This is a genomic window from Halopenitus sp. H-Gu1, assembly GCF_041821145.1.
In the GTDB taxonomy this organism is placed as follows: Archaea; Halobacteriota; Halobacteria; order Halobacteriales; family Haloferacaceae; genus Halopenitus.
In genome coordinates, this window is sequence record NZ_JBGUBC010000007.1 from 1 (window position 1) to 14,591 (window position 14,591).

A 14,591-nucleotide genomic window follows, 5' to 3' on the forward strand; every position below is an offset into this window, starting at 1 on the left:
CTTGGGTTACTGAGCTAATCTGAGTTCTCGATAGAATTCATCAAAGCGGTTTGCCGGAGACAGATGAGAATGAAGGCGGTAGATGATAGTGTTCAGACGTCAGCAGGAGATTGGGAGACTTCACTACTACTTGTAGCGTCCCCGCTGTTGTCATCCTCAGTCGCTTCGAAGTCCGTTGTATCGTCGCCTTCTACTCCGAGTGCGTTGCGCGCTACGGTCGAGTCGGTATCCATTTGGATATGATCGAAGCGAAGGGATTCCTTCTCGCAGAGCCAGCAGTCGCACTTCTTGAAGGGAATGTCTTCTTTGCTCGTCGGGTAGCCCTCGCCGATAATTGTGGCGGCGATGTGCTTGCCTTTCTCAAGAAGGTCTTGGACGCGTCCCGGGTCGAGACCGAAAGCGTCGATACCGGCGCTCTCCGGTGGCCACGTCCGAACTTCGAGATCGGACTTCGAGAGGTACACGATCTGGCCCTGAGACGCACCAAGCGCCTTCATATAGAGATTGATCTGATCTAGATGGCGCTCGATGGGTGGATTGAACCGATACCAGTTTGCTCGCGACTTGTAGTCGTAGACAGTGTTGGTGCCGGGCTCGTACAGGTCGGCATGGCCGATAATCGTGAGCCCATCCATCTCCATCTCGATTGCGACTTCGCTCTGGGTTTCGACGTCAAGGTCCGGGGTGACCTCGTTTTACATAAACTCGTGGATGGTGGTTCCCGTGTGGAAGGTGCCAAGCGCGTCGGTATGGTCGAGAAGACCGAGTTTTGAGTTGTAGCATTGACGGGGGCACTTCGCGAGCTGACTCGGGTGGAAGGTGTAGGGGTCGAGCTCGGTGTGGCTATGCTCGTCGTTGAGCTGGATGAGTGTGGACTGGATTGCGGACTCGAAGTCGATCATAGCGAATCTCCTCTTCGAACGTCGTCGCAGCGATGGATGCGAGGCCCGTTCGTCGGTATGCGGGCGAAAAACAAGACTAATTCAATATTTTGAACTAGGATTCAAAACAGTAATGGTGCTGGAGATCCGAATACGTGTATGAGCGACTCTGGAACCACGGATCACACGGCAAAGGTCGCCCGGATTCGGGAGGTTGCGATGACGGTTCGTGAACCAAAGAATGCGGGAGAGATAGCTGAGGCTGCTGGTGTTGCCCGAAACACGGCTGAAAAGTATCTCACGCAACTGGTCGAAGCGGATAAACTCGCGACGATCCAGCGGGGCCGCGAGACCCGCTACTATCCAGATCCAGTCACCCAGTATTTCGATCAGATCCGTGACCTCGTCAACGACCATCGAAAAGACGAACTCACGGCTGAACTAGATGCAATCCGGGACGATATCGACGAATGGAAAGAGGAGTACGATGTGGAGTCCGCTGACGAACTTCGGGCGACCGTCGGTGATGATATTCCGGCATCCGAACGCCGGCAGCGGCGCCACGACGCGGAGGATTGGGACTACTATGAGCACCAAGCGATGCTCATTAAGCAGGCGATTCAGCTCTATGATACGATTGAGGCGACTCGTGAGAGTCGTATTGCCTCCGCCAACTGACTCGGTGACAGTAAAATGGGAAATCCACCGATTTCTGGAGACACGCATCTCCACCGATACGAGGTCCACAAACGAGTCACAAATCGACTTCAACGGGAAGCTGGCGTGACGACCGTAGAAGCCAAACCAAGTCCGATGCGGCCAGTCCGTCTCGTAGCGACCCTCGATCGCGCGGTCTTTTTTGACCAGAACACGGACGCTGGCGACGCGACACTTGAATTCGAGTGGCGCCCCCATTCCAAGCGCGATGAGTTCCGCATTCAGTATAATGAACCGGGGACCCCGTGGTCATGTGGCTGGCATCAAGACAAAACCCACGAGAAGCTCGGCCCAAGTCATTTCCAAGTTGACCACGAAGCGTGGCCAGCACCGCACCGTGAGTCTGCATCCTTCACAGACTCGAATCCGATGGCAATCCTCGAAACTTGCCTCACTGAGCTTCGTGACCGTGTCCCGAGTCTCCCGGACAGCGTTCGCCCGAGTCCGTAGGTCGCTACGCGATTGGTTCGGCGACGACAGTGTCGTGCTTGAGGTAGGGGATTTTGCGTTGGTCGTCGGTATCGAACTCGATGATATCGGCCTCAAAGAGAAGATTGAGGTCGCGACTGACGCCGGAGACGTCGCGATCGAGGTCATCGGCGAGGGCGCGGACGAACTTGATGTCGCCTTCACGGATGCGGGAGATGAGTTGCTGGCGCTTCTCCGTGAGGACTTTCTTGGCGGTCGCTCGGTCGGTGACGAGGACGTCCTCGAAACCGCTGGTAGCGAGGGAACGGGCCAGTCGGGATCGTAGTTCAGCGTCCCCGTCCGTGTTGGTGTGGTGGTCGGGGGCCGTCGTCTTGTGTTGTAGTCAGCCCGCAACAAAAACGGGTGTTTCGACGTACCCAATCAGTAGCGGGTGTCGCGCGGTCGCCGCCCGCGAAGGCGGCGCGGTGTCTTCCCCGGAGGCTTCGGCGACGGAGTGTTACGATCGACATAACTGTCCCAGTGCTCGACCGCGTACCGACCGTCGTGTGTTTCGTAAATATAGCCCTCGTATTCCCGGTAGGTCGGCGAGTAGAGCGTCTCTTTTCGCGTGAACCGGAACTTCGCGTCGGCGTTCGGCTTGCTCTCTGGATCCTCGGTGATTCGCTTGTCCTGGTAGGCATAGCTGTAGCCGTCTCGTTCGTGCTTGCGACACCACTCGTCGATGAACGCTTCGAGGGCGTCCTCTGGGCTGTCGCCGATGAATCTGTCTCGTGGCATCTGTCTGTGTGTGGCTAGGCGGTGATCTGGTGGTCGTCGACGGTCGTCCAGGTGTCCTCGCTGGGCCCGCGGCGCTCGTGAACGACCTCGAAACCATCGGCGGGTTCGATAGGACGAATAACGACCCGATGCTCGATATCGTTCCGGTAGCTCGCCATCGCGATCCCTCGGTCATAACGCGTTTTTACCCACGTACAGAGCGTAGTCGTGCTTCGGTGGACGAGTGGGTGAACTTCCTTGAGATCCGCGGTCTGCCAGTCGTCGCCTGCGCCAACGCGCTGCTCGTGGACGATGTCGACCTGGGGGCGGTCAGGCCATTCCCGGACGACGACGCGATGGGACTGATCGTTCGAGTCGATGGCGACGTTGGTCGCAGTGTCGACCATCGTCGACCAGTGGCAGAGGATTTTCGTTGAGGGCTGTGTGGACATAGTTCGATCGCACCGTTCGACTCAGTGTGGACGAGGAGAAACGCGAGGGGTAGTACTACCCCTGACAGAATCTTTGGACACTCACAAGGGAGGCACTCGATCAAAGGTCGTCGTGGTCGGCGTCGAGGACGGCTATGATCGCGCTCTGGAGAATATGCCAGAAGTAACCGCTGAGGATGGCTTCACGCCAATCCTCACTACCGTAGGGTGCCTCGCTGGCTTGTTCTGTTTCGTAGGCGTCCTCAAGGCTGTACATTTCGGTGAGTTGGTCGGCGAGTGCTATCTGTTCGACGAAGGAGAGCTCACGCCAGAGGTCGGCTCGGTTGGACTCGATCGTGTTGTGGATCGCGTCATAGAGACTGGGACTCTCGTTCTGGAGCCGTTCTTGGGCTTCGGCGGCGAGTGACCTGATGAGGCGATCAGGGTCGACGCTGAGCCAAGAACCGCTGGCGGCCGCTGCGGGGCCGGTCTCAGTCAAAGAGAGGAAGGGCTGCGGTTCGGTTGGTTCGTCGGTGTCGTCGCCCGCGAGTGTGTCGACGATATCGGTGATTCCCCAGAGGTTGTAGACAGCCCCAATGTCGATTTCGCGGTGGGAATAGGCCTCGTTGTGCTTCTGGACGAGGATGAGGTACTGAATGTGGAAGTCAACGAAAGTAGGGCGGCCGGTTTCGCCGGCGCCGCGGTCAAGGAAGATGAGGCCAGTCTCGGGATTGAAAAGGAAGAGAGCGACATTTCGAGGTGGGCCTCCGCCGACACTCTGGTAGTCGACGATGCGGCCGTCCGGCAGATCGAAGTCACGAGCGGGGTACCGGGTAGCGACTTCCGCGACGATCCCGTGCGTGAAGGTGCGAATGGGTGGGGCGGAGTCGATTTCCTCGTACTGAGGGGAGTGGAGGACGTGCTCGATGTCGAGATGGTCGGGGAGGTCATCGGGGTCAATGCTCGTAGCAGCGAGCGCAGCTGCAGTGGCTTCGGTGTCGGTAGCGAGATACCGACTCGGTGCGAGCTCGTAGGGGTCCTTGAGGCGGACAACATCGCCCCGCTCGAGGAGGGGGAACGGGATATCGTCGGGAGTCGTTGGCGTTTGATTCGGTTTTGCCATGCGTCTGCACTTGTGGCGCGAAAGAAATCACAGGGGAGACCGCTAGTTGGGGCAAATTTGGAGGGTCATACCCCCCAGTCATATAAGGGAGTACGAATGAAGATCGGTGTGATGCGAGAACTAATCGCATTTCAGAGGGATATACTGTATGCGGTCGGTGATCAGGATTCGCCCTACGGACTGGCAATTAAACGCGAACTTGAGGAATACTACAGCGAGGAAGTGAACCACGGTCGCTTATATCCGAATCTCGACAGGCTCGTCGAGCAAGGACTCCTCAAGAAGGGCAAAATCGACGACCGTACGAATTCGTACGAGCTCACCGATGCTGCTCGCGAGCTACTCGCAGAGCGGCGGCAATGGGAGAACGACCACGTTGATGTCGAGGAGAGATCTGAGGCCATAGCAGACGGTGGCGCTCGTAGCCAGTAGCGGTTGCGGGGGAACCTGATCCTATTCTGTTCAGAGTAAGAGTGTTAAGCAAGGGGACAGGACTATCTGGATGAGGCGGATGAGTTATGCCACCGAACAGCACGCGGGGGCGGATAGAGTACGACGTCATTACACTGCTCGCGACTGCCGATGTAGACTCAGAGCAGCGACCGGGGATTGCCGAGGCGTTACGCGAATCCCGCACACAACTATCGAGCCAGACCGGCTATCTGATGCGCTTCGGAGACGCTTCGCATCGTGAGCTAACGGTCTTCGACGTCGTTTCGCTCCCAATCAAGAGCTATCCAGTGTCTGAGTCCGCGTATGCCTCCCTCCCGGATCGAGTTCGCGAGCAGCTCCAAGACGTCGGTGCCGTGCAGATCGTCGCCGATTATGACTCGAAAGCAAGCGTCTTCCGCGATGTCGTGTGGCCGGGTGCGGAGTCACCAGAAGACACCTCGGACCCAGTCGAGACGACAGACGACTTGCCAGACGATGGTGTGACCGAACAGTCGGTAGCTGCGGGCGATGGAGTGGGTACGGACGCGATGGTCGAGGAGCACGACTCGGATGATTCAGCGCAGACGTATCGGCCGATTACACGTCGCGAGTTCGAGACGTTTCTTGAGGGTGTCAGCGTCGATTTTGAGCGGAAGACGTACGGCTGGACAGATGAATGGGTGTACGAGTCGATTCTGGATGACGGGGAGAAGTGCCTGCGAGTATACTCGTCGATCGACCGCGAAGACAACGCGAGTCGTGAAGCTGGTTCAGACGCGATAAAATCGGTCCTCCTGCTGAACGTGGCCGACGCCGGCGAGGAGTCGACGTGGCGGCCGCTGCGGAAGCCAAAGCGGACGTATCGGATACAGACGTGGCCACAGAATCTCCGTGAGAAACTCGAGAACGCGGTGGCAACGCAGGACGAACTAAAGGTCTGCTCGGATTGTGGTCGGCCGATGGTGCTCCAATCCCCGAAAGGGAAGAACCGCCAGTTCTGGGGGTGCTCAGGGTACTATGAGAAGACGGCAGGTAGTGACCGGGCGTGTGAGAATACCGCACCCGTTCAGTGACCCTGTTCGGTAATTACCACGGCTTCGTTCTCCGAAGGTTCGCAGTTGGATCATCCAGCCGGTTCGCCAGCGCGGTCATCAGCCGGTCGATCAACACGAGACCGACGTGAGTTTCAACGCGCTGGCGTCCGTGCACGCGAAACGTGAGCTTTCGGTCGTCCTCTTTGAGTCCACTGAAAAAGCGTTCGCCGACGATTCTGTCGGCGAACGCGTCCCTAAGTGCATCCCGATGTAGCTGAACACCGTACTCCTCAGCGAAAGCTTCAACACGGAACACGATGTCCAGCGGCTCGTTCGTGTTCCGTGGGTTGTACGTACAGATCGGAAGCGTTCGATCGTCGAGACACCGTCCGTGGAACTCCAGCGTGTCATACGCTGAATCCCCCAGAATCACCGTCACCGTCGTGTTCTCACTCACTCGTTCATAGCACTCGAGCGTCGCCGTCTCGGGATGCTGCTTGTACTGGGTCACGACTGCGCCAGCGGGGAGATCGCTGGCGCAGTCGACCGCGACCAGCAATCCATACCCGTAGACCCACTCCTCGGCGACGTGATCCCACGCCCACGCACCGTCGGGATCGGTGCGTGGGCAGGCGAGGTGCGTCGAGTCGAACACGAACCGATTCGCGTAGAAACCGAGGTCATCGAGCAGCTGGACGATGTGATCGAACACATCCTGTATGTGCGGCTGGATACGGTTCCAAAACTCCCAGATCGTACTGAGCACGGGCGTCTCATCGCCGAACCGGCAGATGAGACGCCCGATCAACGAGTCAAAGCACTCCTCGAGCTCCCGAAACTGGAACTTCGCTTCGGCGGTGCACAGCAACAGTCCGCGCAGCATCTGCGAGCGCGGATACGTCGGATTGCGGCCTGGGCCGTTGTCCATCCACTCGTCGAGGACGGACAGGTCAAGCGCCGCGATGACGCGGCGCTTTGCCGATCGAAGTATCTTTGCGAACGGCGCCCCATCCAACACGTCGGCTGGTGAGGCAGGGTGAGCTGGCATACTTAACCTGCCAACCCAGCCATACTTACCATTTCGACGATAGGAAAATCGATAGACGGCGGCTACACGAAACCTACCGAATTACCGAACAGGGTCCCGTTCAGTAGGTAGACTCATTCGACGTGCTTGAGCACCGGCTCCATAGTACTACTTCGGCGGTTAGGGCCGGCGTGCGATTCTGGTGATCACGTCGATCGGTCCGAGGTGGCCAGGAACGGACTTTTCGGGCCAATCATCGGGATCGATACGCCATCGCACCGCGCCGTCCGATTCCACTACAACGCTTCAACACCGTCTCCGAAAATCGAGAGACTCCGCTCACTTTCTCTGGGCATTCAGAACCAATCCGTTGGCAACCGCCGAAGTAGTAATAGCAATCATCGACGGTTGATAATACTAGTCTGCGGAATACAGGGCGCGAATCGCGCAATTGCTACCATCTAAGAACTGTCGAAATCCTCCTAATCAGCCATCAGCCAATGGTTCAGACAGCGATGCGGGATTTCACCAGCCTGTTTTTAACATACTCCTTCATAAAGGAGGTATACTATGGTATCAGGTAAATTCCGAGTCCGCGATTTTTCTACTTCGGATGAGCGTGCCCGACGATTGGAGGGCGCTTGGAGGGAAGTCATTGATACAGAGCGATATCGATCAAGCCCTCGTCAGGAACTGGTAGACTTATTAGAAAGTCTCCAGACGACGCTTATCGATCAGCCTCATAATCGAGGGAAAATATTGGAAAAAGTTCGTCACGTTGAGGCCTGCTTCGATGATATACAGCGCGGTGAGTTTGCTGACATCCGTGAGCAATTGGATGATTATCTCGAAATTGATGAGAGTCAGCGACAGTCAGATGCCGAGCGTCTACAACGTGAACTGAACGACTCGGTTGACTACGATGAGTCCGAACTCGAAACGGTATTTGAAGACCATGGGATTGAGAAGTCAGTCGATGATTTCTATGCAGAACTTGGCGGTGTAATCGCTGAGTTTGCGAAACGCGAATCCTCGGTTGAAGCGGATATCGAAGACCTGCAGGCGGCGTTAGCCACTGTAATCAGCGATCTCAGAACACCTGATTTTCGCGACCGCTACAAATCCGCGCTCATCCAGGATATTGCGTCATTCCTCCACTACGAGGAGGAAATCAGCCAGGACACGCTGCGCACGATAGTCGCTCAGCTATCAGCTGAACTACGATCTGATGGCTGGACATTTGGGAAAGCGGAGGCTGTAGAACAGTCGAAAACAGATATAGACCGGTTGCTAAATACGTTCACTACAGATGAGTTCGATTCTCACGACGAACGGATTGACAACCTTATCGACACACTCTCCGGGACCAATCATGGACGCGAGTACTACATCCCTCTTCCTGACTGTGATCTCGATGTCGACCGCTTGTTTGCCGGGCAAATCACCATCTACGATCAGTCTCACAGCGATTTTGACCTCCGGGATCGATTGAAGGTTGAGGACGAAAGCGCGGAGTCCGATGAGGCGGAGTATGTTCTTCCCGAATCGTTTGTCGACCACGACCTCGGTTTAGCTGATAAGTTCGCTTATATGGCGACGACAGGCCCGGTACGCGGTGTCACGCGGAAGGCGATGCGGGAAGAACTCTCCCGGGTTCTAGACGTCCTGAATTTCTATCGCGATCACGGCCTAATTGCGTCGCCGTTTCAGCAGCTGAGCTACATTTTCTACGAATTCGAGCCCGATGGAACGAGTAACCGGTTCAAGTCCTGGAACCAGCGGTATGGCCATCGCTCGGTGTTGTCGACAGAGCAGGTGAGAAATCACGTTGACCGGCAGCAATCGTTCTTCAACATCTCTGACAATCCATCGGAATTGGAGCAGGGATACAAAAACAGCCTTCGCTGGTTCCGGTACGGCCTAGAAAGCTATCATCCTGAGGATCAGTTCTTGAAATTCATCATCGCCCTAGAGAACGTTCTCGTTCCCGACCGCACCGTGTGGCAGAAGAAGGAGCAGCTGGCGGAACGAGCCATGCGTCTACTCCAGATTATGCCGAAGTTCGAGAAAGAATATCGACCGATCTTCGAGCGGATGTACGATATTCGCAGCCAAATTGTGCATGATGCAGCTCGTGATTTCCCCGAGTTAGAACGTGACGTGAAGCGACTCCAATCACGAACGCGAATGATCTTGGATGTCGTCCGCAGTAACTTGGATTCATGCGATACGATCACCGACGTGATTGACGAGATCGAGGCAAAAGAAGCCGCTCTACGCGAAGGACGGCAGGATCAAGCGCCAATGGAGGTCGGAGACACGATCGAGGGTGTTGGGATCCTGACGGACAGTAATGGCCTGTATTATGGGAATGTTGCGGTGCAGGCCAGTTTACAGGATGATGGTCGTTATCTCTATTATGACGGTAAAGTCACGGGATTGCGCAACGTGCCAGACTATGCTGTGTTCGAGTTAATGGACGATCCAGCACTTGAGCTATACATTGACGGCGAATTATACCGGACAGAGAATTTGCGGTTCCTCAATGATGGCTTGACTCGAGACGTGTTGCAAGCGTCGGAGGAGCATCCGATCCCAGTGCTGTGGCTTGACGTAACCCCGGTTGAGGGGTTCTCGCTACAGGACGGTGTGCAGACGACGCCCTTTGCGACGGTGCTTCCGGCGAAGCTGCGGATGTATAGTGACGGGACACGGGCTCAGTTCATTATTGTAGATGAGGAGGAGTATACGGACGAGTTCCCGCACTCGGTGCAGTATTCATTTGATCCTAGGCAGGACGGTGCGTACCACTTGTTCCATATCGATGCGATGGATCGTGATGAGTTCGAAGCGGTCGTTGAGGAGTACGGAGAATTTAGTGGCCAAGTCAACTGGTCCTTCAGTAATACGTTAATATCGGTGTCAGACTATTTTGAAGTGTGTCGGTTTGCGAAGGCGGCAGCAGATGACGCGTTAGAGTCCATTCAGTTTATTGCAGAGGGACGAAATGTTGGTGAATTACGGCCACAGTCTCAGGTATCAGTCCCGCCGGTTGATTGGGAGCACCTTGATTGGTATCGGAGGCTTGCCCAGCTTGAGCAGCATCTTGATGAAGAAATTCGGACCCTTGGTTTTCTTGTCGACGAGCAGATTGAGGTAATAGAGTCTGCCTCGAATTTGTCCGCGTTGTATGATGGCTTGGATGAGGCGATGCGGCCTGCTGTGTCATGGGTGGAGGTGGAAGCGGAAACAGCTGATGGGCGGGTTGTCCAGCAGCGTAAACTCGGTCCGTTCTTCAATCCGCTGCATCTCCCAGAACAGGACATACCGGAGGAAGATGAGGATCTCGTGGAGGAGTGGGCAGAAACCCGCCACCGGCCGTTTAAGAACGAAGTGAGTACGACGATGACATTGCAAGAGGCTTTGGACGAATTAAATGACTTCGCCGAGGAATGGTCGAACGATATTAGTGACATTGGGGAAACGTTGCATCTTCCGCCAGAATTAGAAATGATGGAGGAGCCGGAGGGATTACAAACCCGGCTGAAAATCCGATTTGAGCCCGTCCAAGCCAACCTCCTATATTTGGAACAAGATGTCTCGTATACGATTACCGAGTTAAAAGATGAATGAACATTTAATTCTACCATCATAATAAAACAGGGCGGTCGCTCGGATGGTCACCCGAACTTAGATAGCTCTGCTTGATCGCTAGTGGCAGTGGATACAGTCGACCCGAAGTAGTACTCGATGAGTTCTACCTGCTCGGAGGGAGATTGCCTCGTCTTGGAGCGGCGGGTAGTAGCTCGTCTGACCGGTCCGCGGAGGTTTCGGGCGAGGTCTCGATAGTCGGCCCAGAGAGCGGTCTTCTCATCATCCGTCCGGTCGGGGAAGAAGTAGTCATGTTCATAGCGGTAGAGGGGTTTGAGCCAGAAGTCGGACTCACTAGGCGGGGACCAAGCGAAGTTCGGCGGGGGATGTTCGACCTTGCGGAGCGTGGTGATCATCGTCTGGGTGGTCTCGTCGAAGATCGCGTCCGGCATCAGGTAGAACGCATCGAACGTGTGCCGACTGAGGAGACGACGGAGGGGCTGGGCGTTGTCCGCAAAGAGATACTGGATAGGGGTAAGAAAGGTGAGGGTGCCGCCGTGCGTGAGGGCGCGAAGCGCCTGCTCAAAGAAAAGGTAGTAGCTGTTGTACTGACCGTGAGCAGTATCGAAACGGTCGGTATACTGATTGCGGCGATCATCGGGGAGGTCGTTGTAGTGGATGTACGGAGGGTTCGCGAGGACGTAGTCGACGCGTTCGTCGATCGTCGCCGTGAGGAAGTCTGTCTGGTAGACTTTGAGGGCGGCGTCAGGATGTGTCTGCCTGAACTCGGTGACGAGCTCTGGATCAATCTCGTACGCGACGCCTTGCGGGGGATCGTAGTCGAATTTTGAGACGTAGCCATCGCCGGGCGTGCAGTAGCGGTGGACAGCGTCGTAGAGGCGTCCTGTGCCGAGGCCGGGGTAGAAGACCGTATCCTCGCTCGTGGGTCGGTCGATGCCGAAGACGCTGGTTGTCATAAAGTCGGCGACGCGGGACGGCGTGGGGACGTAGCCGGTGTCGGTGCTCATGGTTAGAGGCCGTCAAACATCACGGCGAACTGGTCGAGGCGGCGGTCGAGGTCGATGGCGTCGTGGACGTAGAGGTGGCGATCGTAGAACTGCTCGACGTCCTTCGCGCGCTCTGGAGCCTGCCCGCGGGGTAAATCGAGAGCGAGCGTGAGCCCGCATACAGGCGCGTACGTCTGTTGGAGTTCCTCTTGGTAGTCACCAGGAGAGCCGGGCTTGCCGTCGGTGATGATGAGGACAAGGGGGGAGTCGCGGCGCTGCTCGAGGAGGCGGCGGGCGAGTCCGAGAGCATCAGTGAGAGGCGTACCGCCGCCCGTCTTGCCGCTCAGCAGACTCGCTTGGACGTGTTCGGTCTCGACGCTGAATGGTTTGATGAGGCGGGCGTCCCCATGGACGAAGTCCATAATGGCGACGTTGATGCCGAGGTCCTCGCAGGCCAGAGCGAACCGTGCAACGGCGTCTTCGGCGGTGTCGATGAGATTGCTCATCGAGCTGGAGCGGTCAAGGACGAGGACGAGGTCGTACTGTTTCTCGTCGCCCTGCTGGCGGACGCTGAAGGCGTCGACGTCGCCGCGGGCGAGAGCGCCAGCGCGGCGTCGGTCGAAGCTCCCGCTGGTGACACCGCTGCGGGTCTGGTCACGGCGACTCTCTCGGAGCGCCATCCGGAGAGTGCCACCGACGGCGTCTGCACCCGCGGTCGCAGCTTGCCACCTCGCGGGAGGTGCCTGCTCACCGATCTGCGGGAGGACCGAGAGCGAGTCGAGACTTCCCTTTCCTGCGCCGGTGCCGCCACGTCGCCGTGCGGTCGACGTGTCGGGACTCTCGCCGCTCTCGTCGGTGTCGCCGTCGCTCGCGAGATCTTCGAGGGCGGCTAGGGTTTCTTCGAGGTCGCGTTCGAGCGCGTCCTGCTCGGGAGTGGCGCGGTCGGCTTCCTCGTGAGCGGCGGCGTGGTCCGCGCTGAGCGCGTCGGCTCGTTCGTCAAGGGAATCATCGTACGCTGGCTCGGCGAGCGGCGCTGCGGCTTCCTCGGCCGGCTTGCCGGTGTTGTCCGTCTCGCCGTCTTCTGTAGTGCCGTCAGCGGCGGGGTCGTCGAGCGTGTCTGAGTCGGCGTCCTCTCCATCCTCACCTGCCGTGCCGGTGCTTCCGTCCCCCGTGTCGTCCGTGTCGCCCCCGTCCGTGCCGCCAGTCGCGTCTCTGGCCTCGCCATCGTCTTCAGATGGAACGCCGTCAGCGCGATCGTCGGGCGCTCCTGCGCCATCCGTGTTTCCACCGGTCGTGTCGGACGTATCTGAGGTATCTGAGCCGTCTGAGGTCGCCTCCTCGTCGGTACTCGCGGCCTCACCGCTGTCGCGCCCGGCGCTGTCACCGCCGAGGAAGTCCGAAATCGACGCCTGCCCGTTCGACGGGCCACTCGACGCATCGGACGCTCCGCTACTGTCTGCGGCGCCCTCGGTGGCCTCTCCGTCTCCCTGCTCCTCAATGCCGCTCTCTTCGGCCGCCGACCCTCCGATCTCGTCGGACGTGGATTCAAGATCTTTGGCGCTGGACGCTCCAACACCACTGTCACGTTCTCCGTCCACGGAGTCTGCACCGCTAGCATCCGTCCCCGACTCGTCCGACGGATCGTCGCTCTCGCCCTCGTCCGGGGAGGTGTCCATCGACTCAGCCTGGGGGTTAGGCTCGGCATCGGACTCCACATCGGACTCGGACGAGGCTCCGTCGTCGTGTGCAGAGGCCCCGGCGTCGTCGGGCGCGAGCTCGTCAGCGGTGTCTGCCGTCCCGATATCCGGGTAGGCGAGGACGTCTGCGGAGGGCCCATCCTGAGTTTGCTCGAGGGAGACGTTCTCTGGGTCGAAGTCCGCCGGCGGCTCCGCGGAAGCGTCGTCACCCGATGCCTCCGAGGGGTCGCGGTCAGCGGGCGACTCACCCTGCTCGCCGTTAGGAGTATCTCCGGACGTCTCCGGACTGCCGCCGGTTGGCGACTCCGAGACGTCACTCGGGTCGGCGTCTGCGGCGCCGTCCCCACTGGGTGCATCCTCCGGCGACTCATCGATTGCCTCTGCGTCCGTGTCGGGGTCAGCGGACGGTTCGATCGACTCGCCCTGTTCGCACTCGTCTGGCGTCGAGGAGTCGGACTGAGAGGGCGACGGGGGCGTGTTCGGACTACTGCCACCCGTTGCGGCGGTGTTTTCGTCTTCTTGACCCTGCTGGTGGTTGTCCTCGTCCATCTGGTTGAGGAGCGGCTTGATAGTCTGTTCCCAGCAGTCGAGCACGGCATCCCCACGCTTCACGGAGTCGGGTTCTCTGAGGACGGTCGCGAGGAGGTCACCGAGCGCGTCCTGTGTCTGCGCGAAGGCCGCCGCGTCATCCTGGGACTGGAAGGTGATCCGGAGGTCGTCCGGGTCAAGGAGGACGTCACTCTTCCCAGAGTCGTAGATGCCGTGGTCGTAGAGGTAGGACTGGATCGCGTCCCGGTAGGTGAAGGTGATAGTAGCGGTGTCGGGGAGATCGCTCGCCATCTGAGTGAGACTCCGGTTGACGAGCTCGAGGCGGTCGGCGGCGAGCTGACTTTGTGCCGCTCGGAGTTGGTGTTCGATCGCGGCATCCTCGGCGTAGTTGATGAGGCCGTGGACGAACTCTTGGTACTCCTCGTCGACGCGCTCGTTAAGATGGTCGGCGACGACCGAGATGTTCGTGTAACGGATATGGCCGAGTTCGTGTAGTGAGAGGCCGAACTGCTGGGCGCGGTCGGCCGTGAGCTGGTCGTCGAGCGGGAGGTTATCGAGATTCGCCGGACTGGTGGAGATGAGAACGAGGTAGTCACCGTCGACGGCATCGACGAGCTGCTGGGCGGCCTGCTGGTCGAAGTCGGTCGCATCGGCGTCGATTAGGCGATCGGCGTCAGCCGGGAGAACGCACGCAGTCTGGACGTGTGATGTGAGGACGACTTCGATGTTTTCGCCGGTGTGAGCCTGGATGTACTCGGTCAACCGTCGAGTTCGCTTTTGGGAGCGGCGGGCTTGCGCTGGACGGTCGGGGAGAACGGACCGTGCGGTGTCGGCGCCGCTCGACGTGGCTGTGAGTGATGGCATAACTGGAATCACCTCTGATGAAGACGGGGGGACGCGGCTACGTGCCGTCGCGC

Annotated in this window: 12 protein-coding genes and 1 pseudogene; 5 read left to right on the top strand and 8 right to left on the bottom strand. The window is 58.2% G+C overall.

The window, feature by feature from the left end; all coding sequences use genetic code 11:
• Positions 1–92 precede the first annotated feature (92 nt).
• Positions 93–653 (bottom strand): annotated as a pseudogene (locus tag ACERIT_RS06875) (PD-(D/E)XK nuclease family protein); the annotation flags it as partial.
• A 42-nt stretch (positions 654–695) separates the two neighbouring features.
• Positions 696–902 (bottom strand): hypothetical protein, encoded by a 207-nt coding sequence (locus tag ACERIT_RS06880; protein WP_373674108.1) that lies wholly within the window; start codon positions 900–902, stop codon positions 696–698.
• A 138-nt stretch (positions 903–1,040) separates the two neighbouring features.
• Between ACERIT_RS06880 and ACERIT_RS06885 the strand changes: the two genes are divergently transcribed.
• Both ACERIT_RS06885 and ACERIT_RS06890 read left to right on the top strand, forming a co-directional pair.
• Positions 1,041–1,559: a helix-turn-helix transcriptional regulator gene (locus ACERIT_RS06885; RefSeq protein WP_089768623.1), complete on the top strand. Its 519-nt coding sequence runs from the start codon at positions 1,041–1,043 to the stop codon at positions 1,557–1,559.
• A gap of 523 nt (positions 1,560–2,082) precedes the next feature.
• Positions 2,083–2,352, top strand: coding sequence for a hypothetical protein (locus tag ACERIT_RS06890; protein WP_373674109.1), 270 nt, complete (start codon positions 2,083–2,085; stop codon positions 2,350–2,352).
• A gap of 95 nt (positions 2,353–2,447) precedes the next feature.
• Here ACERIT_RS06890 and ACERIT_RS06895 read toward each other — a convergent pair whose 3' ends face one another.
• From ACERIT_RS06895 to ACERIT_RS06905, 3 genes are all read right to left on the bottom strand, one after another.
• Complete coding sequence (locus tag ACERIT_RS06895) at positions 2,448–2,804, bottom strand: hypothetical protein (RefSeq protein ID WP_373674110.1); 357 nt, start codon at positions 2,802–2,804, stop codon at positions 2,448–2,450.
• Between the two features lie 14 nt (positions 2,805–2,818).
• Positions 2,819–3,190, bottom strand: a complete 372-nt coding sequence (locus tag ACERIT_RS06900) for a hypothetical protein (protein ID WP_373674111.1) — start codon at positions 3,188–3,190, stop codon at positions 2,819–2,821.
• Between the two features lie 145 nt (positions 3,191–3,335).
• Positions 3,336–4,337: a hypothetical protein gene (locus tag ACERIT_RS06905; protein ID WP_373674112.1), complete on the bottom strand. Its 1,002-nt coding sequence runs from the start codon at positions 4,335–4,337 to the stop codon at positions 3,336–3,338.
• A gap of 111 nt (positions 4,338–4,448) precedes the next feature.
• On the opposite strand from ACERIT_RS06905, the gene ACERIT_RS06910 reads away from it, so the two are divergent.
• On the top strand, positions 4,449–4,769 hold the full coding sequence (locus ACERIT_RS06910; protein ID WP_373674113.1) for a PadR family transcriptional regulator: 321 nt from the start codon (positions 4,449–4,451) through the stop codon (positions 4,767–4,769).
• 86 nt (positions 4,770–4,855) lie between these two features.
• On the top strand, positions 4,856–5,842 hold the full coding sequence (locus tag ACERIT_RS06915) for a hypothetical protein (RefSeq protein ID WP_373674114.1): 987 nt from the start codon (positions 4,856–4,858) through the stop codon (positions 5,840–5,842).
• Positions 5,843–5,855: 13 nt separating this feature from the next.
• Here ACERIT_RS06915 and ACERIT_RS06920 read toward each other — a convergent pair whose 3' ends face one another.
• Positions 5,856–6,851, bottom strand: coding sequence for a transposase (locus ACERIT_RS06920; RefSeq protein WP_373674115.1), 996 nt, complete (start codon positions 6,849–6,851; stop codon positions 5,856–5,858).
• A gap of 549 nt (positions 6,852–7,400) precedes the next feature.
• On the opposite strand from ACERIT_RS06920, the gene ACERIT_RS06925 reads away from it, so the two are divergent.
• The gene (locus ACERIT_RS06925; RefSeq protein ID WP_373674116.1) at positions 7,401–10,463 is read left to right on the top strand and encodes a hypothetical protein; all 3,063 of its coding nucleotides are present in this window, start codon (positions 7,401–7,403) and stop codon (positions 10,461–10,463) included.
• 47 nt (positions 10,464–10,510) lie between these two features.
• Here the strand turns inward: ACERIT_RS06925 and ACERIT_RS06930 are convergent, their stop codons facing one another.
• On the bottom strand, positions 10,511–11,449 hold the full coding sequence (locus ACERIT_RS06930; protein ID WP_373674117.1) for an Eco57I restriction-modification methylase domain-containing protein: 939 nt from the start codon (positions 11,447–11,449) through the stop codon (positions 10,511–10,513).
• 2 nt (positions 11,450–11,451) lie between these two features.
• On the bottom strand, positions 11,452–14,538 hold the full coding sequence (locus tag ACERIT_RS06935) for a VWA domain-containing protein (protein WP_373674118.1): 3,087 nt from the start codon (positions 14,536–14,538) through the stop codon (positions 11,452–11,454).
• Between the last annotated feature and the right edge of the window lie 53 nt (positions 14,539–14,591).

Bases quoted from the DNA above. Each gene is read 5' to 3' on its own strand.
- ACERIT_RS06885 (WP_089768623.1), top strand. From the start codon at position 1,041: ATGAGCGACTCTGGAACCACGGATCACACGGCAAAGGTCGCCCGGATT.
- ACERIT_RS06935 (WP_373674118.1), bottom strand. From the start codon at position 14,538: ATGCCATCACTCACAGCCACGTCGAGCGGCGCCGACACCGCACGGTCC.
- ACERIT_RS06900 (WP_373674111.1), bottom strand. From the start codon at position 3,190: ATGGTCGACACTGCGACCAACGTCGCCATCGACTCGAACGATCAGTCC.
- ACERIT_RS06920 (WP_373674115.1), bottom strand. From the start codon at position 6,851: ATGCCAGCTCACCCTGCCTCACCAGCCGACGTGTTGGATGGGGCGCCG.
- ACERIT_RS06895 (WP_373674110.1), bottom strand. From the start codon at position 2,804: ATGCCACGAGACAGATTCATCGGCGACAGCCCAGAGGACGCCCTCGAA.
- ACERIT_RS06925 (WP_373674116.1), top strand. From the start codon at position 7,401: ATGGTATCAGGTAAATTCCGAGTCCGCGATTTTTCTACTTCGGATGAG.
- ACERIT_RS06880 (WP_373674108.1), bottom strand. From the start codon at position 902: ATGATCGACTTCGAGTCCGCAATCCAGTCCACACTCATCCAGCTCAAC.
- ACERIT_RS06930 (WP_373674117.1), bottom strand. From the start codon at position 11,449: ATGAGCACCGACACCGGCTACGTCCCCACGCCGTCCCGCGTCGCCGAC.
- ACERIT_RS06910 (WP_373674113.1), top strand. From the start codon at position 4,449: ATGCGAGAACTAATCGCATTTCAGAGGGATATACTGTATGCGGTCGGT.
- ACERIT_RS06905 (WP_373674112.1), bottom strand. From the start codon at position 4,337: ATGGCAAAACCGAATCAAACGCCAACGACTCCCGACGATATCCCGTTC.
- ACERIT_RS06915 (WP_373674114.1), top strand. From the start codon at position 4,856: ATGCCACCGAACAGCACGCGGGGGCGGATAGAGTACGACGTCATTACA.